Source organism: Motiliproteus sp. MSK22-1 (genome assembly GCF_001968815.1).
Classification (GTDB): domain Bacteria; phylum Pseudomonadota; class Gammaproteobacteria; order Pseudomonadales; family Balneatricaceae; genus Motiliproteus.
The window spans coordinates 1-22,884 of record NZ_MIEQ01000034.1 but is presented as its reverse complement, the minus strand read 5'-3'; the positions used below and the strand labels follow the sequence as shown (position 1 = coordinate 22,884).

At 47.4% G+C, this 22,884-nt stretch carries 28 protein-coding genes, 1 tRNA gene and 1 other RNA gene; 16 read left to right on the top strand and 14 right to left on the bottom strand.

What is annotated here, in order from left to right:
• Positions 1-638, bottom strand: a 638-nt coding sequence (locus tag BGP75_RS09340; protein ID WP_255395930.1) for a reverse transcriptase domain-containing protein, incomplete at its 3' end; no start/stop codon positions are given.
• 103 nt (positions 639-741) lie between these two features.
• The gene (locus tag BGP75_RS26765) at positions 742-921 is read right to left on the bottom strand and encodes a hypothetical protein (RefSeq protein WP_143821024.1); all 180 of its coding nucleotides are present in this window, start codon (positions 919-921) and stop codon (positions 742-744) included.
• Positions 922-935: 14 nt separating this feature from the next.
• Here BGP75_RS26765 and BGP75_RS09335 point away from each other — a divergent pair, with 14 nt between their 5' ends.
• Complete coding sequence (locus BGP75_RS09335; protein ID WP_076718044.1) at positions 936-1,382, top strand: transposase; 447 nt, start codon at positions 936-938, stop codon at positions 1,380-1,382.
• Between the two features lie 42 nt (positions 1,383-1,424).
• Here the strand turns inward: BGP75_RS09335 and BGP75_RS09330 are convergent, their stop codons facing one another.
• From BGP75_RS09330 to BGP75_RS27190, 5 genes are all read right to left on the bottom strand, one after another.
• Entirely contained in the window at positions 1,425-1,802 is a 378-nt protein-coding gene (locus BGP75_RS09330; RefSeq protein ID WP_407067336.1) for a bacteriophage T4 gp5 trimerisation domain-containing protein, read from the bottom strand.
• 236 nt (positions 1,803-2,038) lie between these two features.
• Positions 2,039-2,446 carry a hypothetical protein gene (locus BGP75_RS09320; RefSeq protein WP_076718038.1) on the bottom strand — a complete coding sequence of 136 codons (408 nt, stop codon included), beginning with the start codon at positions 2,444-2,446 and terminating at the stop codon, positions 2,039-2,041.
• Positions 2,447-2,455: 9 nt separating this feature from the next.
• Complete coding sequence (locus tag BGP75_RS09315; protein ID WP_076718036.1) at positions 2,456-2,899, bottom strand: EndoU domain-containing protein; 444 nt, start codon at positions 2,897-2,899, stop codon at positions 2,456-2,458.
• Between the two features lie 2 nt (positions 2,900-2,901).
• Positions 2,902-3,147, bottom strand: coding sequence for a hypothetical protein (locus tag BGP75_RS09310; protein ID WP_076718033.1), 246 nt, complete (start codon positions 3,145-3,147; stop codon positions 2,902-2,904).
• Positions 3,144-5,174, bottom strand: a complete 2,031-nt coding sequence (locus tag BGP75_RS27190) for a hypothetical protein (RefSeq protein WP_198939321.1) — start codon at positions 5,172-5,174, stop codon at positions 3,144-3,146. The genes BGP75_RS09310 and BGP75_RS27190 overlap by 4 nt, the downstream gene beginning before the upstream one ends.
• Before the next feature lie 899 nt (positions 5,175-6,073).
• On the opposite strand from BGP75_RS27190, the gene BGP75_RS09295 reads away from it, so the two are divergent.
• Positions 6,074-6,352: a hypothetical protein gene (locus BGP75_RS09295; RefSeq protein WP_076718029.1), complete on the top strand. Its 279-nt coding sequence runs from the start codon at positions 6,074-6,076 to the stop codon at positions 6,350-6,352.
• A 198-nt stretch (positions 6,353-6,550) separates the two neighbouring features.
• On the opposite strand, the gene BGP75_RS09290 is transcribed toward BGP75_RS09295, so the two are convergent.
• A tRNA-Pro gene (locus tag BGP75_RS09290) sits at positions 6,551-6,627 on the bottom strand.
• Between the two features lie 161 nt (positions 6,628-6,788).
• On the opposite strand from BGP75_RS09290, the gene BGP75_RS09285 reads away from it, so the two are divergent.
• Positions 6,789-7,382: a TMEM165/GDT1 family protein gene (locus BGP75_RS09285; RefSeq protein ID WP_233152894.1), complete on the top strand. Its 594-nt coding sequence runs from the start codon at positions 6,789-6,791 to the stop codon at positions 7,380-7,382.
• Between the two features lie 34 nt (positions 7,383-7,416).
• On the opposite strand, the gene BGP75_RS09280 is transcribed toward BGP75_RS09285, so the two are convergent.
• On the bottom strand, positions 7,417-8,145 hold the full coding sequence (locus BGP75_RS09280; RefSeq protein ID WP_076718025.1) for an LrgB family protein: 729 nt from the start codon (positions 8,143-8,145) through the stop codon (positions 7,417-7,419).
• Complete coding sequence (locus tag BGP75_RS09275; protein ID WP_076718022.1) at positions 8,146-8,496, bottom strand: CidA/LrgA family protein; 351 nt, start codon at positions 8,494-8,496, stop codon at positions 8,146-8,148.
• Between the two features lie 423 nt (positions 8,497-8,919).
• On the opposite strand from BGP75_RS09275, the gene zapE reads away from it, so the two are divergent.
• From zapE to BGP75_RS09235, 8 genes are all read left to right on the top strand, one after another.
• Positions 8,920-10,026, top strand: coding sequence for a cell division protein ZapE (gene zapE / locus BGP75_RS09270; RefSeq protein ID WP_076718020.1), 1,107 nt, complete (start codon positions 8,920-8,922; stop codon positions 10,024-10,026).
• Positions 10,027-10,369: 343 nt separating this feature from the next.
• Complete coding sequence (gene rplM, locus BGP75_RS09265; RefSeq protein ID WP_076718017.1) at positions 10,370-10,798, top strand: 50S ribosomal protein L13; 429 nt, start codon at positions 10,370-10,372, stop codon at positions 10,796-10,798.
• A gap of 12 nt (positions 10,799-10,810) precedes the next feature.
• Positions 10,811-11,203: a 30S ribosomal protein S9 gene (gene rpsI, locus BGP75_RS09260; RefSeq protein WP_076718015.1), complete on the top strand. Its 393-nt coding sequence runs from the start codon at positions 10,811-10,813 to the stop codon at positions 11,201-11,203.
• Between the two features lie 418 nt (positions 11,204-11,621).
• The gene (gene petA / locus BGP75_RS09255) at positions 11,622-12,218 is read left to right on the top strand and encodes a ubiquinol-cytochrome c reductase iron-sulfur subunit (RefSeq protein WP_076718013.1); all 597 of its coding nucleotides are present in this window, start codon (positions 11,622-11,624) and stop codon (positions 12,216-12,218) included.
• The gene (locus BGP75_RS09250; RefSeq protein ID WP_076718011.1) at positions 12,218-13,477 is read left to right on the top strand and encodes a cytochrome bc complex cytochrome b subunit; all 1,260 of its coding nucleotides are present in this window, start codon (positions 12,218-12,220) and stop codon (positions 13,475-13,477) included. The genes petA and BGP75_RS09250 overlap by 1 nt, the downstream gene beginning before the upstream one ends.
• On the top strand, positions 13,477-14,229 hold the full coding sequence (locus BGP75_RS09245; protein ID WP_076718009.1) for a cytochrome c1: 753 nt from the start codon (positions 13,477-13,479) through the stop codon (positions 14,227-14,229). Before BGP75_RS09250 ends, BGP75_RS09245 begins: the two co-directional genes overlap by 1 nt.
• A 101-nt stretch (positions 14,230-14,330) precedes the next feature.
• Positions 14,331-14,957 (top strand): stringent starvation protein SspA, encoded by a 627-nt coding sequence (sspA, locus tag BGP75_RS09240; RefSeq protein ID WP_076718007.1) that lies wholly within the window; start codon positions 14,331-14,333, stop codon positions 14,955-14,957.
• Between the two features lie 126 nt (positions 14,958-15,083).
• Complete coding sequence (locus BGP75_RS09235; protein ID WP_076718005.1) at positions 15,084-15,488, top strand: ClpXP protease specificity-enhancing factor; 405 nt, start codon at positions 15,084-15,086, stop codon at positions 15,486-15,488.
• Positions 15,489-15,589: 101 nt separating this feature from the next.
• Here the strand turns inward: BGP75_RS09235 and BGP75_RS09230 are convergent, their stop codons facing one another.
• The 4 genes from BGP75_RS09230 to BGP75_RS09215 form a co-directional block, all read right to left on the bottom strand.
• A complete protein-coding gene (locus tag BGP75_RS09230) occupies positions 15,590-16,168 on the bottom strand; it encodes a BON domain-containing protein (protein WP_076718003.1) in 579 nt (192 codons plus the stop codon).
• Positions 16,169-16,762 carry an SIS domain-containing protein gene (locus BGP75_RS09225; RefSeq protein WP_076718000.1) on the bottom strand — a complete coding sequence of 198 codons (594 nt, stop codon included), beginning with the start codon at positions 16,760-16,762 and terminating at the stop codon, positions 16,169-16,171.
• A gap of 27 nt (positions 16,763-16,789) precedes the next feature.
• Positions 16,790-17,146 carry a YraN family protein gene (locus tag BGP75_RS09220; RefSeq protein ID WP_076717998.1) on the bottom strand — a complete coding sequence of 119 codons (357 nt, stop codon included), beginning with the start codon at positions 17,144-17,146 and terminating at the stop codon, positions 16,790-16,792.
• A 110-nt stretch (positions 17,147-17,256) separates the two neighbouring features.
• Positions 17,257-19,098, bottom strand: coding sequence for a penicillin-binding protein activator (locus tag BGP75_RS09215; protein WP_076717996.1), 1,842 nt, complete (start codon positions 19,096-19,098; stop codon positions 17,257-17,259).
• Between the two features lie 102 nt (positions 19,099-19,200).
• On the opposite strand from BGP75_RS09215, the gene rsmI reads away from it, so the two are divergent.
• From rsmI to BGP75_RS09195, 5 genes are all read left to right on the top strand, one after another.
• Positions 19,201-20,049, top strand: a complete 849-nt coding sequence (rsmI, locus tag BGP75_RS09210) for a 16S rRNA (cytidine(1402)-2'-O)-methyltransferase (protein ID WP_076717993.1) — start codon at positions 19,201-19,203, stop codon at positions 20,047-20,049.
• A 138-nt stretch (positions 20,050-20,187) separates the two neighbouring features.
• Positions 20,188-20,552: RNase P RNA component class A (gene rnpB, locus BGP75_RS09205), an RNA gene on the top strand.
• A 54-nt stretch (positions 20,553-20,606) separates the two neighbouring features.
• On the top strand, positions 20,607-21,494 hold the full coding sequence (locus BGP75_RS09200; protein WP_198939320.1) for a DUF6538 domain-containing protein: 888 nt from the start codon (positions 20,607-20,609) through the stop codon (positions 21,492-21,494).
• A 6-nt stretch (positions 21,495-21,500) separates the two neighbouring features.
• Positions 21,501-21,914: a tyrosine-type recombinase/integrase gene (locus BGP75_RS27185; RefSeq protein WP_198939322.1), complete on the top strand. Its 414-nt coding sequence runs from the start codon at positions 21,501-21,503 to the stop codon at positions 21,912-21,914.
• Positions 21,915-22,008: 94 nt separating this feature from the next.
• The gene (locus tag BGP75_RS09195; protein WP_076717991.1) at positions 22,009-22,338 is read left to right on the top strand and encodes a YegP family protein; all 330 of its coding nucleotides are present in this window, start codon (positions 22,009-22,011) and stop codon (positions 22,336-22,338) included.
• The last annotated feature ends 546 nt before the right edge of the window (positions 22,339-22,884 follow it).

Sequence of the window (22,884 nt, the reverse complement as noted above, 5' to 3'; positions counted from 1 at the left end):
TTTGTTAAACGCCGAACTTGTTGCTTAAATCTCGACAACGTTTTCGGGTGCCATTGAATGCGTCCTGCCCGGAAGGTAAATCCCAGAAATTTGCTTTCAGTGGTTTTAACAACGCGACTTTTGGCCGTGTTAACGACCAGTTTCAAGCGGTTTTGCAGGCAGTTGCTGATGCTGCGAAGCACACGTTCGCCAGCTCGTCGACTTTTCACCAAGATCGTAAAATCATCGGCATAGCGGGCGAACTTATGTCCTCGTTTTTCAAGTTCCTTGTCCAGGGGGTCGAGAATGGTGTTAGCCAGAAGTGGGGATAATGGTCCCCCCTGAGGCACACCTTCACGACTTTCACTAAAGAACTGGTTATCGATAAACCCAGCTCGAAGATAGTGTTTAATCAGCTTAAGTAGACGTTTATCCTTCACTTTGTAGCCAAGGTGGGTCATTAGTAAGTCATGATTAACTCGGTTAAAGAACTTTGATAGATCCACATCAACGGCAAAGCGCCGTCCTTCCTTGATGATGCTTTGTACCTGCTTAACCGCTTGCTGCCCATTTCGTCCGGGTCGGAAGCCGAAGCTGTTGTTCGAGAATCCAGGGTCGAAGATGGGCGTGAGTACTTGGGCAATAGCCTGTTGGATCACGCGGTCTGTGATAGCACAGGGTCAGACCCTGTGGTATCCCCATAAATTTGCAATATATAACAATTAGTTAGCTTAACCAGGGAACGTTCATGGCCCTTGGTGATCAACTATTTCGCCAAAAACAAACAACCACTAGAGCCATGAACGCTACCGATATAGTGAAGAAAATAATCCCGCTTGTCAGCCCTTCTATGCACAAAGCACGACGTAATGCCTTATCTGCTTGTGTATTAAGCATCGCACAAGGCAATGCTTGTACGGTGACATCAATCGGACGCGGCATTGAATCTTCGGCCTATGAAAAACATCGGATCAAGCGCTCTGATCGATTACTTTCAAACCCCTATACTCATCTCATCACTGCCACTCGATAAGCTCTTTGCAACTAAGAGCGTCACGGTTTACCAAACACGTATGCAGATTGAGGAAAGCTTTAGAGATCTGAAAAGTAGTCGATTTGGCCTAGGTTTTGAACAACACTATACAGCAACGATAGCAAGGCTAAAGGTACTGGTATTGCTGACCACATTAACTGCGATGGTGCTGATACTTATTGGAAAAGTGACGGAGCAGGCAGGACTCGCTTCTCGTTTTCAATGTAATAGTCTCCGTCGGCGAGTACTCTCTTACTTCTATCTTGGAAAGCGTGTGTTTTCATCCTGTTTAAAAATACTTAGGAGTCAGTGGCGTGATGGTATTAAAAGCTTTACTGAACAACTTCTGAAAGCATCACAACTTGAGTGATCGGGTTGTTAATTCGTGGGGATACCACAGGGTCAGACCCCATTAGATTTCATCAATCACAATATTGCCATCACTTTTTAATGTGATCGATGAACCACCGGATTTAAAGACGATCTCACTGCCCGACTCCAGCTCGATGCGATTTCCCGCATTGATCTGTTTTTGGGTACCGACTTTTTCTATTGAAGCAAGACCAACAGACTCGTTCTTTTCGGCCCCCACTTTCACTTGATAATCTGAACCGATGGACAGCGTTTTCGCCGCACCGATGGTCTCCGCACTGGCCGAAGCCACCGTTTCCGTTTTATTGGCACCAACACTGACGCTCTGATTACTGTCAACCGCAGCTTCATCATTACTGCCAACAGTGACCGAACGGTTATATTTGGTACGGTAGGCTTTACCAGAGTCATTCTGTATTGAATACTCAATACGACTACAAATATTGATAACTGTGGTGACTAAAGAGTATCTCTGTTGGTTTATAAGACTTACTAACCGTCAACAGAAATATTGTTTCTTTGCGTTGTTGTATCTGACCCCAGTTGTTCCACAGTTGTTCCAGTTGTTCCCAACCCCAGTTGTTCCAGTTGTTCCCGACCCCAGTTGTTCCCAGGTGTAACCCTACTTGTCGCATCAACCCTGTTTGGAACAACCTACAATTCGATAATCACCTCAGAGTTAAATGATTCCGGCATATGAAGAAACTTTCTCCACGCAGCAACTACAGCCTTAAATTCGGTAAGTGAAAATCTACCTTCTGGCTGTCCAACCCACTTATCGTTTACATTTATGTCAACCTGAATTCCATCTAGCGAAATTAGGACATCGACATCATTACCTTCTATTTCAGACTTACTTTCGCGCCCTTCCTCAATCATTGCAACTTCAGCCAGTACTCGATCACAATCATCAACGGACTGAGCAATGCAACTTAAAATATTGGCGAGATATCGTTGGTATCTCGCCACATCCCTACCATCTATAAATTCTTGGCACTGATGATAAACTTGCCCTAACACAGGATGGTTACCACCATCAGCATAATAAAGCTTTAACTTCACATAGCACCTCTAAGGTTTCTTTGGTGATTGATATACTGGATAAACTGTTGTTCTTGGTGAAATCCAGCCCTCAACTTTTACACCGGAAGGCGTAACTGAAATCCATTTATCACCTTGTACAATCTTATTCGGGTCATTCCAAGCTGCATCAACTTCGGTTTTAACACGAATTTCATCCCACTCTTTGGGAAACATCGTATTAGTAGAATTATTGCTAGTCTTGGTAATCCACTGGCCCGGATTCGCCGGATCGGGAACTTGGATCGTAGCCTTATATACACCTGCCACATCAGGCACTGATTCAGTTCCAGGGACAATTCGCACATCACCGTAGAGCAAAGTATGGCCGCCAGTCGGTTTACCTTTTTTCGTGTAATCAGCCTTCAATACGTGATCAAAATCTACCGGTGATTGTTGAACGTATTTGTTTGGAACAACAGAGCTAGCGCAGATTGCTAGCTCATTGCACGTATGTCCTTAACTATTTCAAACTCTTCATTCGTAAAATGGCCGTGAGCCTCAATACCTGCTAAAGCATGCTTGAGCTTTTCAGAAAGATTTTCAACTTCATCCTGTGAAGACGCTTCTCCGATTTTCTTTATAGCTCCTTCATACACTCTAATACCTTGACTGGTATCTCTAGCCCTTGCCAGTTCCAGTAACCGAGCCACATAAGCCAACAGAGCATTTTTATCAATCATTGCTTAAACCCCTCCGGTAATTTATCCGTTCTTATCCATGAGGACTTCGGTAAATTATTGATATCTAAGAGACCCTGATAACCACCGCCGGGGCGGAATTCGTCAGTAAAGTCTCCGACTTGTTTAGCTGCCGTACCTTCACTCACCCAAGTGCCTTTGGGTGGTCTGAATGTGGTGACTCGATCAATTTCGATGCCCCATTCATCAAGTATTGCTAGATCATTTCTCAGCTCTACTTCGCTGGTATATTGCTTTTGAGTGACGTAGTTATGAGTCTTCCCTAATCTATTGTCCTTCCCGTGATACTTATAGAAAATCTCATCGCCTGAAACCTGCCTATTAACTGCAGTACCACCGGTGTAGTTACCCAAGTGATATTTGGGAACAGCGGGCCCCGGTAAGGTTTTGCTGTTTGGAACAACACCTTCTCCACGCATCGTACCACTTTCAACTTCCCGAGGTGCCCCTATATCCTGTTGAGTCGGGCGCTCAACGACTATTGTCTGTTTGGTATCTCCTGTTTTTGCAACCTTGCTTTGCTTTAATCTTGTTGCTTTAAGTTTTTTACCCAATTCAACCAGTTTGCGTCCCAGTTGACTCATTTTTCCGGCGGCCCTGCCGCCAGCTACCACCGCCCCTGCACCGGCGGTCAATGCCGTTAGGATGGCTGATAGCACAACTTCGATGGCGACTGGCGCGCTGGACTCAGCCAACTCAATGCTGTCTTGTGCACTGACGTACTCTTTCGCAAACTGCGCCAGATTGGACTGTGTTGCTTCGTCATCCATGATAAAGCAGGTGATTTCGTAGGCTTCGGCCAGCTTTTCCATGGAGATGGCCGTTGGATCAAACCCCAGCGCTTCGGTTAACTCCCGTAGCTCCGCCTGCTGATAGTGCTGATCAAACTGACTTATCCAAGGCTGATCCGGGGAATTCGTATGGGCCTTGTAACCTGCTTGTAAGGCATTGTTTAGCTTTACAAACGGATTGACTACATCCGTCAGCTCTTTCACCGCGATAGCGCTGTCCTTGCCCCAGTTCCAAAGCCCCCAGATAAAGGCTCCGGTATGAACCATGGCATTTTCAGCTGTACTCAACTGATCCTGTATTCGTTGATGTTGATGTTGCTGTGCCTGTAGTTTTTCCTGCTGAATCACATCCGATAGCAGCGTTTTTATTTCGACCCGCAACTGGCTGATCTGTTGTTCTTCAGACTGGGGATTCAGCTCAACCTTGTATCCAACGGTGGGGATAGGCTCCATCCACACTTGTCCGAGTCTGTTGGTGGTTAGCGCTTGCTGACTGCCATCATCAAAATGGATAACCAGGGGCTGATTAGCTATCGCTTCGCCATTGTCCCAGGTCAGATCCAGATCTAAATAATGCTGAGCCTCTTTCTCGGACGGTTTAAGCTCCTCAACCAACATCCCGGTATCGCGCAGTAAAGGCTTTTGCCGGGTTGGTTTTGTATTTTTTAGTGCCGCTGGCACGATGGTGGGCGGTTGCTGTCTTGCAGGTGCGATGGCACTGGGGGTCTGTGCGGGACCGGCGTAGGTGTTGGTGCCTTCGGGTGGTTTTTCCCCCGAAAGCAGACCGGAGCCTCCCTCGCTGTCACTGCCTGCGCTATTGACGTATCGACTGATGTACGCTTGTTCAACCAGTTCTTCCAGTGCTGATTGAAGAAAAAGCTCTCCTATCTGAGGCACTATTATCCAGGAGCCATATTTAAGCTCTTCCGTTGGTGGGCACCAGTGAATAAGTGGAGAAAAAGGCTTGTCAGTTTGATAAACAACGAAGATATCACCGTTGTCCAGCAGTTTTCGCAGCAGTACCAGCCCTTGGGGGTTACGGCGGTTGCCATAGCCTTTATGAAAGTCCCGACCGAGAATGTCATCAATGCCCTGCACCACACGAGGATGGATGTGTTCGTTAAAGTAACAGTTTTCGATATCAGCATAAGCAAATATCGGGGTCTCCAGATATGCCAGGTCGTCCCATTCGATATCCCTATGGTGTTTCAGCCGCACTCCCTACTCCTTAACTCTACTTCCTTTAACGCTTGTAAAAGCATCCAACCCGGCTATAAGCCTGGGCTTCCTGATGATTGGAAATGTTGAACAGAATTATTCCGCCAGAACAAAGCAGCCCTGATTAACGCCAGGCTCGCGAAGAAAAAGACCAAAAGTATGTGTCAGATAGAGGTGTAGACCGATTGATCTTTTGTAAGGAACTGCAAGCATCTGAGGCTAAATCCTTCTATATTCAACATTGTCCATGATTAAACGCTGAAGGATAGTAGCAAAAATGTTCTAGAGCACAAACGTCTATTCTATCAAGAAACAAAAAAATAAGGATAAAACGATGAGCTTCCCCCGAATTCCGGTCTACCTCGAATCGAGTGCAGTCTGCTTTAGCTGTGGTTCATGTATAAAACCTGAATCAGTGACTTTGTTTGTAAAATGTTGATATAAAAGGAAATAATTTTCCGCTTGGGTGAACGTATCAATTGAGCTAGAGTTTCGTTATTATCCATGAAAAACAATATGTTACGTCGCAACCATGCAAGCTTAAGTCACTCATTCAGGTCTAGGATTTGATATTTTCTTTCGTTTTTTATACTACTGGTGCATTGATACTTAGGGTCATTACATTTGGATCACTAAGAAAGCCGATATTTGGTATTGGGGTTTTTAATGCAGAGAAGCGGCTGGGGAATGAACAGTTCGGCACGGCATATCTTACAGGGATGATTTTTTATATGTTACTAATTGCTCTAGTGGCTTGGTTGAACTAGAAATTGGTATAGGTGAATGAGGAAAAAACCGAGGGCAGGCCACGTATTATCAAAGAGAGCTGCCGGTATTTACAAACCTAATACCTAATTTGGTCACCCCTGTTCTTAACGAAACTAAAGAGAATTCGAATTATGGATGATGCTAGCAGAAAGAAATATTACGAAGAGGGTGCGAGTAGCTACTACGACAACGAAGGTGAGCTTATCAACCCCTACCCTCAAGACACAGATGCTCATTTGGAGTTTGAGCGGGGCTGGTCGCAGACTCTCAGGCGGCAATCTGCCAGCTCTTTTAGAAAGGGTAAACAGAGTTCTCCAGTCTCGTTCCAAGATAAGTACGCAGATATGTGGGGTTCTCATAGTGAAGTGGGTGAACAGGCAAGTAACTCTTACGCCGAAATTAAGGGCTGACCATTTAAGAAGAAAGGATTAACGGTAGTAAAGACAAGCGGAGTTGTTGGTAAACACTCTTCCTATTCGAGCAATATTTGGCCTTAACTTAAGGTCAAAATATCCAAAAAAGTGTGTTTAATTTGGACTTAATGCGGACTTAAGTTGGCTTTTTGAAGTTGTATAAAAGTCAATAAATCCTATAACCTATTGATTCAATGGTCGGCGTGAAAGGATTTGAACCTTCGACCCCATCCTCCCGAAGGATGTGCGCTACCAGGCTGCGCTACACGCCGATATACCATGAAAATCATTACCATCAGCTACGATCAAACAGTCATAAATAATTATCTTAGCAGCTTTTTTTCTTAGCGCCTTTCCAGTGCAGCGCATATAATCCGGCTCTGTTTTTGTTGTGTTTCTTCCCTTATAGCTGCGTTTTGTCGGGTGTCTTCTGTTGATTGAGTCCATTTCTTCTGCTGGTGTGGCGTTTTTATTAATCTTTCTTGCTGAATTTGGGGATAAGAGTCAATTGGTGTGTATGACGCTGGCGGCTCGTCATCGGCCCTGGCCGGTGCTGATGGGAGCGGTGTTGGCCTTTGCTGTACTGAATTTGCTGGCTGTTTCTTTTGGAGCGGCTGTGGCCCATTGGCTGCCTGAGCATTGGATTGCTTTGGCGGTGGCGTTGTTGTTTGGTTTTTTTGGTATTCAGTCGTTACGAATGGAAGATGATGAAGAGGAGGCTGTTGCAAACCCGTTGTCGGCCAGAGGTTTATTCATCACTGCTTTTATGATGATTTTTATGGCTGAGTTTGGTGATAAAACTCAGCTGGCGGTGGCTGGGTTGGGGACGACTTCCTTTCCTGTGGCTGTCTGGATTGGGGCGACTCTGGCGTTGGTGGCTACTTCTGCGTTGGGTGTTGTGGCGGGGCGGACTCTGTTGCAGCGTTTGCCGGTGCTGTGGTTGCACCGGGGTGGTGGTGTGTTGTTTTTGTTGATGGCTGTTTTCGCGTTGTACCAGGGATTAAGTGGGTTTTTTTCGTTGGCCTGATTTTCAAACTCAGTTAACTCAGTTCCATGGGTGTTTAGCCCAGCAAGCTGACGGAAAGGGGTAACAATACTGCCGTAAATACCCCGGTCAGGCCCATGGCCAGGCTGGAGAATGCGCCGGCTTTGGGACTGATTTCAAAGGCTCGGGCGGTGGCGATGCCGTGGCCGTTCATTCCCATGATAAATCCCAGCACTCGCTGATCTTTATAGTTTATCCAGCGACAGAATATCGGTGTGAACACTGAACCAATAACTCCTGCAATTGAGACGATTCCCACCACCAGGCCGGTCATACCACCAAGCAATTCTTCCAGAGATACGGCAATGGGAGCAGTGACGGACTTGGGCGCCAGGGATAAGAGTACCGGTACTTCTGCTCCCATCAACCAGGCAATACTGACGGCGAGCCCTGCTGCTAAGGGGGCACCGAGACAAAGAGTTAGCGCGATAGGCAGGAATAGCTGACGGATATGGTGAAACTGTAGAAACAGTGGGATTGCCAGGGCAACGGTAGCTGGCCCCAGCAGAAAGCTGATCCATTTGGCGCCTTGATAATATTGCTGGTAATCGATAGGTAGCAGGGTAATGATTGCGGCGAGGCTTAATCCTCCTGAAACGATGGGTGGTAACCAGGATGGATGATTCAGCTTATTGTAAATCCAGATACCCAGTTGGTAGCAGGCAAGTGTGAGAGCCACCGGGAGTAGCGGCGTGTTGCTCAGATGGATAATCAGGCCATTGAAGGTTGCCAGTAGCTCTGTCACTTATGGCTCCCGGCGCTGTACTAACCAGCGCATTAATAGCAGGCTGGCGATAATGCTGAGAATGGAGCCAATAACAATCGCGCTTAACAGTGGCATCCACTGGTTTTGCATACGCTCGCCCAGAAAGAATAATCCAACCCCTCCGGGAAGCAGTAATAAAGAGAGTTGAGAGATCAGTGTCTGGCTGGTGCGTTCCAGTTGTTTGCTGAGGGTGCCTCTGATAAGCAGATAGGCGAATAGCATTATCATACCAAGTACACTGCCACTGACGGGTATATTGGTTAAATAGTGCAGACTTTCGCCCAGTATCCAAAAGACTAGTATCTGTGTAAAACCCTGAATCATCTCCATGCCTTCATCGTTACCCGCTAGAGACTGGATGCTAGGGGAGAGGCGGTGGGAAAACAACAGTTACTTGGGCCTGGTTTCTTGGAAATGTATGCATTTTGGCCGATGAAGGGTTGTTTGGATTGTGTCTGGAGCGGAGTGTTTTTTTATTGGTGGTGAAGGGCTTAGTGCTGGTCTTTAATACGGTTACTCGTTAAGGGTTATTATTAAGGCCAATTGCCAACGGTGGTGTCAAGCGGTAAAGTGGCGACGATTTTCCGGGATCTTTGCCTGTTGTTGTACGTTCTCATGCTGGACGCATTTCAAGATCTTACTAAATGTTAGCTGTGTGTGAGACGGCCAGAGAATTCCGGTTTTTTTGGTTCTTTATCTGAAGAACGTAATTAGAATGAAAGCTATTATTTGCATAAGCAGTTGCCCTAAATTATGACTCCCATTGAACGCTACCGTGAAGATCTTAAACGGGATGACTTTCAGTACGATGCCTCTCAAGAAGAGGCCGTTAAGCATCTTCAGCGTCTTTATGATGATTTACTCGCTCGTCGCAATCGTCCTGAGCCCAAGTTTATTGAACGGATTGGTCTGCGCTTTAAAAAGCCGCCAGAAGAGCCGGTTCAGGGCTTGTATTTCTGGGGTGGGGTTGGTCGCGGTAAGACCTACCTGATGGATACGTTCTATGACAGTTTGCCATTTTCGCGTAAGACAAGGACTCATTTTCATCGGTTTATGCAAAGAGTCCACGCAGAGTTAACCGGTCTTGATGGACAGAAAAACCCGCTGGACATTATTGCCGGTCGTTTTGCAGCAGAGGCTGAAGTCATCTGCTTTGATGAGTTTTTTGTTTCCGATATTACCGATGCGATGATTCTGGGCGGTTTAATGGAAAAGCTGTTTGGTCATGGTGTAGCGTTGGTGGCTACTTCCAATATCGTACCGGATCGCCTCTATGAAAATGGTCTTCAGCGTCAGCGCTTTTTGCCAGCCATTGAGTTGCTGAATAAATGCACAGATGTGATTAATGTAGACGGGGGGGTTGATTACCGTCTGCGCGCATTGGAGCAGGCTGAGCTGTATCATTGCCCCCTGGATGACAAGGCCGATTCCAGTCTTAACAGTAGTTTTGAAAGCCTGGCCCCTGATCTGAAAGAATCTATTAGTGGTCAGGTGATTGATATTAATGGCCGACCGATTCATACGCGCCGTTGTTGTGAAGATGTGGTCTGGTTTGATTTTCCCGAGCTTTGTGATGGTCCTCGCAGTCAGAATGATTATATAGAAATTGGTAAGCTCTTTCATGCGGTGCTGATTTCCAATGTTCCAGTCTTGGGGGGAGAGCGGGATGACCAGGCCCGTCGTTTTATCAATCTGGTGGATGAATTTTATGACTGCGGTGTTAAGTTGATTTTGTCCGCAGAGCCTGAGCTGAGAAACCTTTATAAAGGTGGTCGTTTGGATTTTGAGTTTGAGCGTACAATCAGTCGTTTGCTGGAAATGCAGTCGCAAGAGTATCTGGCCTGCGAGCATAAAGCCTGAAGAGCTGTCGCTGCTAGCCTTATTGGGTGATCACTGGTTGTCGCCTGTGTCTGGAAATTGAGTAGCAAGGCTTTTGGTTTTTAAGGATTTATTGCGGTGCTAAGTGAATCTTTGAATGTCTCATTTCGCACTTGCAAAAGAAAGTTTCAGAAAGAGCTTAACAATCAGTTAAACAGTACCTATAATACGCCGTCCTTTTCGGGAGGGTCGCGCCATTTTGTGTGTAGTGCTCTGAAGTCTCGAACAGGAATGTACGTTGTCCTTTTGTTTGTTTTTACGGGGCAACCAATAATTATAGGAAACGCCGAATCAATAAGATTCGGGGAAGATAAAGGCTAATCCAATGAAAACTGTAAGCACTAAGCCTGCTGACGTAAAGCGCGAGTGGTTTGTCGTTGACGCAGAGGGTAAGACCCTGGGTCGTCTGGCAACTGAAATCGCCCGTCGTCTGCGTGGCAAGCATAAGCCAGAATACACTCCTCACGTTGACACCGGTGATTACATCGTTGTAGTTAACGTTGAGAAAGTCCGCGTTACCGGCAACAAGGCCAAAGACAAGCAGTACTACCGTCACACAGGTTACCCTGGTGGTCTGCGTTCCATGTCTTTCGAGAAGATGATCGACCACGCTCCTGAGCGCACTCTGCAGTCCGCTGTTAAAGGCATGCTGCCTAAGGGACCACTGGGTCGCACAATGTTCTCCAAGCTGAAAATCTACGCAGGCGCTGCGCATCCTCATGCCGCTCAGCAGCCTCAAGAACTGAACATTTAAAGGAAGGCGGATATGTCTACTACTCAATACTACGGTACAGGTCGTCGTAAGACTTCCACTGCTCGTGTCTTCCTGCAAGCTGGCACTGGTAACATCACTATCAACAAGCGTTCCATCGAAGCTTACTTCGGTCGTGAAGTGGCTCGTATGATCGTTCGTCAGCCTCTTGAGTTGACTGAGCTGGCTGAAAAATTTGACCTGAATATCACTGTTGCTGGTGGTGGTAGCTTCGGTCAGGCGGGTGCAATCCGTCACGGTATTACTCGTGCGTTGATGGAATATGACGAGACTTTACGTCCTGCTCTGCGTAAAGCGGGTTACGTTACTCGTGATGCTCGTCAGGTTGAACGTAAGAAAGTTGGTCTGCGTAAAGCACGTAAGAAGCCACAGTTCTCCAAGCGTTAATTCGAACGCTTTCAGAATTTCAAAAAGCGCCGCTCCTTCGGGGTCGGCGTTTTTTTGTGTCCCGAAAAAGCTGAGTCAAAGATAAATTACCTTCAGTCGTCTATTCGGCAATGTCGTTTTGTGTGATTGCTGTTGCGGTCTGTTAAAGAAGCACTTCTAACGGATTTATGCCGGTGTTTTTTTAGAACCTTTTGGCAGGGGGAATACTACTTAATGCGTATTGCTTGTGCTGGAATTGGATCACTTTGTGATTCTTGGCGCGACGCACCGCAAAAAAGCAGCAATTACCTTGTATGAATGGGGGATAGGCTTTAAAATTCTCCGCAATTTTTTGGCTCAGAATTCTATATTTTGAATTCATTTCGGTGTTACTGGTAGTTTTTTGCTGCGCAGGTCATCGGTATGTGGGAGAAACTTAATGAGTAATGAAGGCGTAGATAAAGGGCGCCGGCGTTTTCTGGTGGCGTCTACCTCCGTTGTTGGAGCTGTAGGGGCTGTTGGAGCGGCTGTTCCCTTTGTGGCTTCGTGGAATCCCAGTGCGAAAGCAAAGGCAGCAGGGGCGCCTGTTAAAGCTGATATCAGCAAGCTGGAGCCGGGTGCACAGATGATAGTAGAGTGGCGTGGAAAACCAGTCTGGATTGTTCGTCGTACCCCCGAAGCCCTGGCTAGTCTGGAAAAGTTGAATGATAGCCTGGCTGATCCTGATTCTGCCAAGCCTCAGCAGCCTAGCTATGTTCCGAATACCGCCGCTCGTGCACTTAAGCCTGAGTATGCGGTTATGACAGGTATTTGTACCCATTTAGGTTGTTCGCCAACCTATCGTCCTGAGGTGGCGCCTGAGGATCTTGGTCCAGAATGGCAAGGTGGTTTCTTCTGTCCTTGTCACGGTTCCCGTTTTGACCTGTCTGGTCGAGTTTATAAAGGGGTTCCTGCTCCGACCAATCTGGTTATTCCTCCACACTCATATATCAGCGATACCGTTATCCTCGTTGGTGTAGATCAGGAGACTGCGTAATGGGAAATCCGAATAGAAGCAAAGCTGAAAAAGGCTTGATGCGCTGGATTGATGATCGCATGGCTGTCACTCAGGCCTGGGAAGATCACCTGAGCAAATACTACGCGCCAAAGAACTTCAACTTCTGGTACTTCTTTGGCTCACTGGCGATGTTGGTCCTGGTTAACCAGATCCTGACCGGTATCTGGCTGACTATGAGTTATAACCCTTCAGCGGAAGGCGCCTTTGCTTCCGTTGAGTACATTATGCGTGATGTGGAATATGGCTGGCTGCTGCGGTATCTACATTCCACCGGGGCATCCGCATTTTTTGTGGTGGTTTATCTGCACATGTTCCGTGGCCTGATGTACGGCTCCTACCGCCAGCCTCGCGAGTTGATCTGGCTGTTTGGTATGGCCATCTATCTGGCTCTGATGGCTGAGGCGTTTATGGGTTATCTGCTGCCCTGGGGACAAATGTCTTACTGGGGGGCGCAGGTCATTATTTCCCTGTTTGGTGCCATTCCTTATATCGGTGAAGGCCTGCAGGAGTGGATTCGTGGTGACTACCTGATCTCAGGTATTACTCTGAACCGCTTCTTCTCTTTGCATGTTATAGCGCTTCCGATTGTATTGCTGGCCTTGGTTGTTCTGCATATCCTGGCATTGCATGAAGTGGGCTCCAACAACCCTGACGGGATCGAAATTAAGAAGCATAAGGATGAAAAGGGTATTCCGCTGGACGGTATTCCTTTCCACCCTTACTACTCAGTTAAAGATATTGTGGGTGTTGTCGTATTCCTGTTTGTCTTCTTGTTGGTTGTATTCTTCTTCCCTGAAGGAGGCGGCTACTTTATTGAGAAGCCGAACTTTGAGCCGGCAAACTCCCTGAAGACGCCTGAGCATATTGCTCCGGTATGGTACTTCACGCCGTTCTACGCCATGTTACGTGCTGTTACCTACCCATTGTTCGGTATGGATGCTAAGTTCTGGGGTGTGGTTGTCATGGGTGGTGCAATCGCCATTCTGTTTGTCCTTCCGTGGCTTGATCGCAGTCCGGTTAAGTCCATGCGTTACAAGGGTATCCTGAGTAAAGTCTGGTTGGCTATTTTTGCCGTATGTTTTGTTGTTCTGGGGGTGTTGGGAGCAATTCCAGCCACTGAGGGCCGTACGACAATTGCGCAAATTGCTACGTTACTGTACTTCGTTTTCTTCCTGGCGATGCCTTTCTATACGCGAATGGAAAAAACCAAACCAGTTCCAGAGAGGGTTACAGGCTAATGAAAAAGCAACTGATGGCATTATTTTTTGCTGCACTTTTGCCTGTGACAGCGCTGGCCGCTGGTGGCGGCAATGTTCACCTTGAGGATTTTGAGGCGGATCTGTCCAACAAGGAGTCTTTGCAAAACGGTATGAGACTCTTTGTAGAAAACTGCATGGGTTGTCACTCTGCACAGTATCAGCGCTACGAGCGGGCAGCGGATGATCTGGCAATCGACGGTTCTGACGAGTTCAGAACAGTTGTTGAGCAAGAGCTGATTCGAGGTGGTAAGAAGATTGGTGAGCAGATGACCATAGCAATGGATCCTAAGGATGCTTCTGCCTGGTTTGGTGCGCCACCACCTGATCTGACACTGGAGACCCGTCTGCGCGGTTCTGCTTGGGTTTATACATATCTGAAGAGCTTCTATGTCGATGAAAATCGACCATGGGGGGTTAACAATGCGGTATTCCCTGATGTGGGTATGCCTAACGTGTTAGCTGCTATGCAAGGTGTTCAGGTTTGTAAAGATGAACACTGTAAAGAGCTTGAGTTGAAGGCTCAGGGATCAATGTCTCCTGAACAGTTCGACAAGGCAATGTACGATCTGACCAACTTTATGACCTATATGGGAGAGCCATCTAAGATGGTTAGTGGTAAGATTGGTACTTACGTGCTGATATTCCTGGCTATTCTGTTCGTTTTTGCTTACGCATTAAAGAAAGAATACTGGAAAGACGTATACAGTGACTCTTGGCGTAAAGATCACTAAAAGCCGGGTCGGTATAAGTGCTGACCTTTTGTACACTGCAACGCGGCCCTTCGGCCGCGTCTGCATTTTCAATACATAAGTAATTTTCCAAGGGGATACCCATGGGCGTAATGGCAAAACGTTCTTCAATGACCTTCTTTTCTGACGGCATGGATCAGTACAGTCATCGTGTTCGTATCGTACTGGCTGAGAAAGGTGTGGCTGTTGAGATTCAAGATGCCGATCCAGATAACAAGCCTGCTGAATTGGCTGACTTGAATCCCTACAACAGTCTTCCGACACTGATTGACCGTGATTTGGTTCTTTATGAGCCAAATGTAATGATGGAATATCTGGACGAGCGTTTCCCGCATCCGCCATTGCTTCCGGTTTATCCGGTAGCTCGGGCGGAAAGTCGCTTGTTTATCCATCGTATCGAGAATGATTGGTGTACTCTGATCGCGACTATTCTGAAAGCTGATGACGAAGCTGCTGTTGAGCAGGCTCGTAAAGAGCTGCGTGAAAGTCTGGTAGCTATTTCACCAATTTTTTCTGAAAAACCTTACTTCATGAGTGAGGAGTTTACATTGGTGGATTGCTGTATGGCTCCGATCTTGTGGCGGTTGCCAATGTTGGGGGTTGAGTTGCCAGAAGCGCAGATAAAGCCTCTAATGGATTATATGGATCGTCTGTTCGAGCGTGAAGCTTTCCAGGTAAGTCTCTCCGAGATTGAGAAAGAAATGCGCTAATCTCTTTTTTAGAGATAAAAAAGGGGTGCGTTGTCATCCCTTTTTTTATATAACTTCAGAACAAGTCGACTCTGGTCTACAGTGCTAATATGCTGTAGTTGAAATTTGCCTGAATAAAAGATTCTTATGACTCCGAGCCGTCCATACCTTATTCGCGCACTTAATGACTGGATAAATGATAACCAGTGTACGCCTTATATCGTCGTTGATGTCGGTATCCAGGGGGTACAGGTTCCAGAAGATTATGTAAGCGATGGTCAAATTGTGCTGAATATCGCCCCTAGTGCGGTGAAAAGCTTGCTGGTAACCGATGAGGCCGTAGAGTTCAGCGCCCGTTTTGGTGGCGTTCCTATGCTGGTCTATGTGCCGATTATTGCGGTTGTTGCGATCTATGCAAAGGAAACCGGGCAAGGGATGAGCTTCGGCAGGGAGCCTGGAGCTCCTGAGCCGCCAGACAAGACATCATTAGCACCCGTCAAAGAAAAGGGTAAAGGGGGTAAAGGCCGACCTTCTCTTAAGGTTGTTAAATAGGTCCCTGAACGATAAAAAGGGTGGACAGCGTTCACCCTTTTTATGTTTTTTCTGGCTCTGTTCGATGTGAATGCGGCCAGAAGCAATGTACTCTGACGGGATTAGTCTACGTATTCAAACATCTTGACTATTTTTTGTACGCCATGGCTTTCTCTGACAAGGCCAACAGCTCGATCAGCCTCTTGTCGCGATACCAGTCCGAGCAAATAAACAATACCGTTTTCGGTGACTACCTTAACATCGGCTGCGTTGACCTTGTCGCTACCTAGCATACTGGCTTTAACCTTAGTTGTGATCCAGGCGTCATTTGTGCGCACGATATGAGAGGTAGGGCCAGAGATTGTCAGTTCGTTATGAACCTTTCTGACCTTTCGTGTTTGTTTTGCAACAGACTCAGCCAGTGCCCGGGATTCTTCACTAGGGACTTGCCCTGTTAGTAATACAATGCCGTTGTAGCTGGTGACTGAGATATGGGCGTTGCTTAGCGCCTTAGAGGCTTTGCCTATATTTACCAGTGTTTTTATTTCCACCAGTTCGTCATCAATGAAGTTGCCGGTTGTGCGGCTTTTAGGGTCGTCCTGAATGGGACCTTCAGAGGTTGCCTTGATTATATCGGAGCATCCCGTCAGGGCCAGGGCTGTTGCGAGAGACAGGCTGAGTAATATTGCACGGGTAATCATTTATTCCATTCCGCCAAATAATTGATGCTCTACCAGGTCGCAGAGCGTGTGGATAATCAGCAAATGTACCTCATGGACCAGGGCTGTGGAAGAGGAACGAATACAGATTTCTACTTCTTCAGGCATTAAAAGGGCTGTCATATCGCCCCCTTCGTCACCCGTTAGGGCGATGACCTGCATTTCCCTGTCATGGGCTGCTTGTATGGCTTGTATCAGGTTGTTTGAGCGACCCGTTGGCGACAGGGCAAGCAGTATGTCGCCGGGCTGTCCCAGTGCTCTGATCTGCTTGGAGTAGATGTCGCTAAAGCTTGCGTCGCTGGCTATAGCGCTCATTGTTGCGCTGTCGGCTGTTAGCGCAAATGCCGGCAGTCCCGGGCGCTCCTGATGGTAGCGATTAAGCATCAAGGCGCAGAAATGCTGTGCCAGTGCAGCTGAGCCGCCATTGCCGCAGCAAAGAATTTTTCCTTCTGAGACAAGGCAATGGAACAGTTGCTCTCCGGCGAGTTCAATCAGTGGGCCGCACTCTTCAATGGTATGGGCCTTAAGATCCAGGCTTTCGTGAAAATGGTGAATGATGCGATCTTGCAATTCCATCTGAGTTTCCCAAGTTAAAGAGCCGTTTTAGGGCTGAAAAGCGTTTTTTATCCAGTTTATGTCAGCTGTATTTTTACCGGGGCTACAAGCAATGACATCAAATCGACATGGATAGTTCTGCATCTGGCTGTTGCGCTGAAGAAAAAATTCAGCTGTCAGTGTCAGTTTTTTTTGTTTACGCCAGGTTACAGATTCTGCTGAATTGCCAAATAGTGGGCTTTTTCGGTAACGAACCTCGACAAACACCAGTGTTTTGCCGTCCTGCATAATCAGGTCTATCTCCCCCATCTTGGTATTAAAGTTACGTGTGACTAGCTTTAAGCCCTGTCTTGATAAATAGTCCAGGGCTTGCTGCTCAATGGCGTTTCCGTGCTGGCGGCTCATAAGTATCGTTCATCCTTGTTGATAGCTTTGGTCGTTAGTCTATGGTTGATTTTTGCGCTGAATGTTTTTTTGCTTAGTTCTACTCTGTGTTGATTGGGTCTGTTTTACTGTTATTTGCTTAAGCGCTCAGGTAAGCCATTTCGAAACTGTGCCCAATCCAGGCTGCGGACGACTCTGCCATCCGGGTTGATGCTTAGGCGCCCGCTTTCTCCATTCAGGTAGCTGCCTTCCATGGTCTGGAGTTGGTTTAGATAAGCGGAGATGCGATAAACATCGGCCCCCAGGGCGTACAGTTTTCCAAAGCGACTCTGGGTATTGTTGCGGTGGAGTTCAAGCCCGGAGCGCAAGGAATCATCAGCATTGAGAATCCAGGGGATATCGCAGAACAGAATATCATTCAGATCCTGGTCTATCTCTGGTGCTGGTGCACCGGTATAGACATGAGATGTGGCATAGACTGGAAGTTTGGCAGCGTAATGAAAAGCCAGCGTGGGTTTTATCTGTCGTGCGTCTTTTGCCAGAGCGCTCAGGAAAAGGAAGTCCACATCCTGGCGGCGGCGAGTTTCAAATTCGACCTTGCCTTTTACGTAGCGTCTGAGTTCCTGGTATCGTGCTTCACTTTGTTCTACAGAAAGTACGCGGCTTATCTTTTCAGAAAAATCATTTTCTCCGGTAAAACTCTGGTGGGCAAGCACAGTGCCTCCCAGGTTTTTCCATTCGTCAGCAAACGCTTGGTGATTGCGTTGTCCCCAGCTTGTATCTGCGGTCAGGCTGAGTGCGGTGCGGTGTCCATCCTTCCAGGCTTTTTGAGCTGCTTGTCGAGCTTCATCCTCACCTCTGAGTCCGAACTGAAAGAGATTCAGGGTGGTGCTGTTCTCTTGTGAATAGTTTAGCGCCAGGGTTGGAATGCTGACACTTTCGAGCCGTGTCAGATCGGTTAATTTGTTTTTATCCAATGGACCGATAACCAGCTCAACGCCCTGTGCTTCTGCAGTGGGGTAAAACTCAGAAAGATTGGTAAACCTTTCACTGTCATAAAAGCTCAAGCGGGGTGTCGGGTGTCCCAATCTTTGATTTTGATAATAGGCGGCCAGAAAGCCTTCTATAATGGCTTTTGAAGGTTTTTCCAGTTTCCCGGACTGTGGCAATAATACGGCGATATGGCCTGCTGGCTGAGCTTGCTGCTGAAGAATTTGCATAAGCTCTGTGGGTAAAGCTGTGGCGGCCGGATGCAAGGTCCAGAGCTGTTGCCAGTCCAGCAGTGCTTGGCTGCTTTGCAGAATATCGGTGCCAGCTGTGCGTGACTCCACCGCTAAATCGTACCAGCCTTGTTGCAGATAACTGTTGTCTGGATTGTTCTGCAAACTGGCCAGTGTTTCGGTACCAATGCTTTTTAGCAGTCTCCAGATCGTTTCATTGAGCTGTGGGCGCTGTTCGTCCGATGCCATTGCGCTTTGTTCGATCAGCAGATTAAGAGCGTTGCTGCTGTCTCCCAGTAGGTTACGATTGGTGACTTCAAGCTCGGTTCTGATAATTTGCTGTTCCAGAGGCAGAATATCTGTCTGGGTGAGCTTGGACAGCCAGTCCAGGCTGAGTTGAGGCTGAAACTGGGCGTTGGCTATCCGGGCCCGAAGAAGCCATAGTTGCTGCTCTCGTAGTACTGAAAGCATGAGTGGATTGATATTGTCCAGCAGGATGTTGGCCTGTTCGTACTCTTTTTCTTCGAACAGCCGTTCAGCTGCTTGTAGTGTATACTCCGTTTTTTCGATTGGGGTGCTGGCTTCCGCCTGTAACAGTAATTTTTCAATTTCTGTTAATTCCCGGCCGTCAGTGGAGACTGGGGGCTTGTCTTTATCCTCAGGGGTATCGACAGTTGTTGGTGTTGTGCATCCCTGCATAATCAGAATAAGCAGGGATAAGTAAGCATAAGGTAGCCACTTAGTTTTAATCATTGGCTTGTACGGTCCCGGTATACAAATTTTGTTACGTGTAGTTTTTAGAGCACTCACTGGTGAGTGTACCTCAGCAAATAGGCAGATAAAGTCAAAGTTATCATGACGGACAGTACTCTTTATATAGTTTCCACCCCTATCGGCAATCTAGGGGATATGTCGCCCAGAGCCGTTGAAACCCTGAAGGCCGTTGATCTGATCGCGGCTGAAGATACTCGTCACAGCAGTCGGCTGATGCAGTATTTTGACATCAAAACTCAGATGTGGGCGCTGCATGATCATAATGAGCGGTCTCAAGCGGATAGAATACTACAGCGTTTGGAGGAGGGTGAAAACATAGCGCTTATTTCTGATGCGGGAACACCCTTGATTTCTGATCCGGGTTATCACCTTGTCAGAGTAGTCAGGGATGCCGGTTATACCGTTGTACCCGTTCCGGGTGCCTGCGCGTTTGTCGCAGCACTGAGTGCTTCGGGCTTGCCTACCGATCGTTTTATTTTTGAAGGTTTTCTGCCAGCAAAGACCAAAGCACGTCGAGAACGTTTGGAGGCAGTGGTCACAGAGCCTCGTACCCTGGTTTACTACGAGTCTCCCCATCGATTAACGGATACCCTGATAGATATGCTGGAGATTTTCGGACCTGAGCGCTATACAGTGATGGCGAGAGAGCTTACCAAAACATTTGAAACCATTCACGGAGATCGGCTGGAGGCGTTGGTGAAATGGGTTGATGGAGATGCGAATCAGAAGCGGGGGGAATTTGTATTATTAGTCCATGGTGCCGAGCAAGAGCAGCGAGAAGATCTTGATTCTGAAACCCGACATCTGCTTTCTACCCTGCTGGAAGAGCTCTCACTGAAGCAGGCCGTTTCCCTGGCCTGTAAAATTACCGGTCTACGGCGTAAACAGATCTACCAGGCTGCCTTGGATATGAAAGCTACCGACAGCTAGCCGCTAACTGTTGCGGGCGGAGCTGATTTTTAGTTGGCTGTTAAAGTTGTCGATCGGTTCAGGCCTATTGGTCGATAGTTGGTTTTTCATCTTCTGCAGCTATTGAGTATGACAGCAAAGCAGCGTAGGATGCGCCGCAGAGTCCGCTGGGCAGTCGCCGCCTTGTCTCTTATGAGATTAAGGGGGAGGAAAGTCCGGGCTCCATAGGGCAGAGTGCCAGGTAACCCCTGGGGGGCGTGAGCCTACGGAAAGTGCAGCAGAGAGTAGACCGCCTAAGCAGGTCTTTCGAGATTTGCCGGTAAGGGTGAAAGGGTGTGGTAAGAGCGCACCGCGTGGGTGGTAACATTCCACGGCATGGTAAACCCCACTTGGAGCAAGACCAAATAGGAATCCTTTTCGTGGCCCACGTTGGATTCGGGTAGGTTGCTTGAGGTCTGTGGTGACGCAGACCCTAGATGAATGACTGTCCACGACAGAACCCGGCTTACAGGCGGACTCGATTAGATTTTATTCAGTGTTTTCAATAAGTTACGTCTCTTGTTTGGAGGCTCTGAGACATGCTGCAGAAACTGGTACGGAACCGAAAGTCCTACCTGTTATTACGTGGTCGAACCTATTACTTCAGGTACTCGATTCCACTCGAAGCAAGAAGGCTGTGTCCCTTGCTCCCTATTGAAGTCAAGCGCAGCCTTCGAACTGATTCTCTTTCAGAAGCATTGGCTCTGATCTCCCAGAAGTTACAGTTGATCAAGCTGTTGCAACGTTGTGTCGACCCTAAGTTACTTCCAAGGCTTTTAACGCGATTGCTGGACTTCTCTGAGGAGTTTGAGGATTGGGTGGTTGCTAAGGTAAGCAAACTACAGGAGCGACCTCAGGCGGTCTCAGAGCCTAGTTCAGTAGTCAGATCACTCCCTAAACCGACGACACCACACCTTTCAGTAGCTTGGGGTAAGTTTGTGAAGTGGAAGGACTGGAACCCGAAGAGAACAAAGGACAATCAGCGACTCTTCGAGAACCTTTTGTTCTTCATTGGTGATAGGCCAGTGGGCGACATCAGTAAGAAGATGTTACGTAGAGCACTGGAAGCAGTCGCTAAGTTGCCCCAGCGTAACAAGAGGCCATACAAAGGGTTGTCATTGGCTGAGCTGGTGAAGTTTCGAGTACCAGAAAGGAATAGGGTCGCCAGCAAGTATGTGAAGGAGCATCTAAAGATCTGTCAGAGCCTGTTTAGCCGTTACTTGGTGCAAGAGGTCGACATACTTAAGGAGTCGCCTACACTGGGTCTACGATTGGAGTATGAGGACCAGCGCTTTGCTTCCCTGACAGATACTGAAGTGCTCATAGCTCTTGAGCGGTCTAAGCGTAAACCTGAGTGGTTCAAATGGTTCCTGAAGTTGGCTGTGTACAGTGGGGCTAGACGGTCAGATATCGCAAGATTACGGTGAGAGGACATTAAGCTTTGTCCTGATACGGGTCGACACTACTTTGTCATTCAAGAAGGTAAAACCAAGGCAGCGAGACGGAGCGTACCTCTACATAGACAGTTGGTCGACGATGGCCTGCTTGATTGGCTGAGTGGTGACCAGAAGGCGCTTATATTCCCTACTGCTAACCAGAATCCTAATAGAGTGACAGACCTCTTCGGCTCTCTTCTCGATAAGAAGGTCAATGATGTAGGGGAGCGCATTGTCTTTCATTCAGTTCGACACTCATTCATCACCAAGGCGCGTGCTGCTGGTGTTGAGACAGTGCTTGTTCAGCAGGTGGTCGGTCATGAGAAGAGTGGGGCAGGGGTGACTGATAGGTATACGCATTGTTTCCAGTTGAGACAGTTGTTGCCTGTAGTGGATGCTGTGATCTATTAGTCGCCCTTAACAATAAACTGTTTCTCGGACCTTTACAGCGCACTATTGTGCAGTATATTGTCGATTCGACTGTATATTTAAAGGAATAAGACAGATGGCTGCAAAGTTCGAGTTATATCAGGATAAGGCTGGAGAGTACCGTTTTCGTTTGGTAGCAGGCAATGGAGAGAATATTGGTAAATCTGAAGGCTATAAAGCTAAATCCGGTGCTCTAAATGGGATTGAATCGGTCCAGAAAAATGCGCCTCTTCCTGAACGTTACGAAATCAAAGAAACGACTAGTGGGAAGTGGATTTTTAATCTTAAGGCTGCCAACCACCAAATTATACTGACTAGTCAAATGTATAAGGCTAAAGCTTCCGCAGAAAAAGGCTGTGATTCAGTAAAACGTGCAGCAGCAGAAGCCCAGACTGTAGAGGTTTAGAGCCACATACTTTAGGTCGCTTGCAAGTCTTCAAATAGGTAGTGGAATATACAACCTGAAGGTAACGGTAGAATGCGACCTACGAGGTTAGTCTTTGATAACCCACACCCTAGAATAAAAAGTCTGCCAAGGAAAACACTTAGTGTAGGACACTAGGGTCTACACTAGGTCTCTTGGGGTAGCTATAGACCTCTTCTAGGTAACCCTATGTTAACCCACAGCTCCAAGGTAGTTGATGGACATAGGGCCTGACTCTACGCTCATCTCAGGTATTGATGACTATTAAGACATCTACAATGGTGTCAGCAACAGCCGTCTCCTAAGCCTAGCCATGCAGGGTTATCCGATGTAATATTTTATTAGAGAACAGACGGAGAGCTGCACAATGGTAAGCGATTGAGGAACCCACCTTGATTGGGTGGGTTTGTTATTCTAGGGTAGTCGGTTTTCTGTAAACTAGGACTCAGCTAAAGCCAAGGGTAAGTTGGGTTAGCGCAACGTAACCCAACAACAGCTTTTGATCAGGAGGGCTGATCGTTCCAGGGT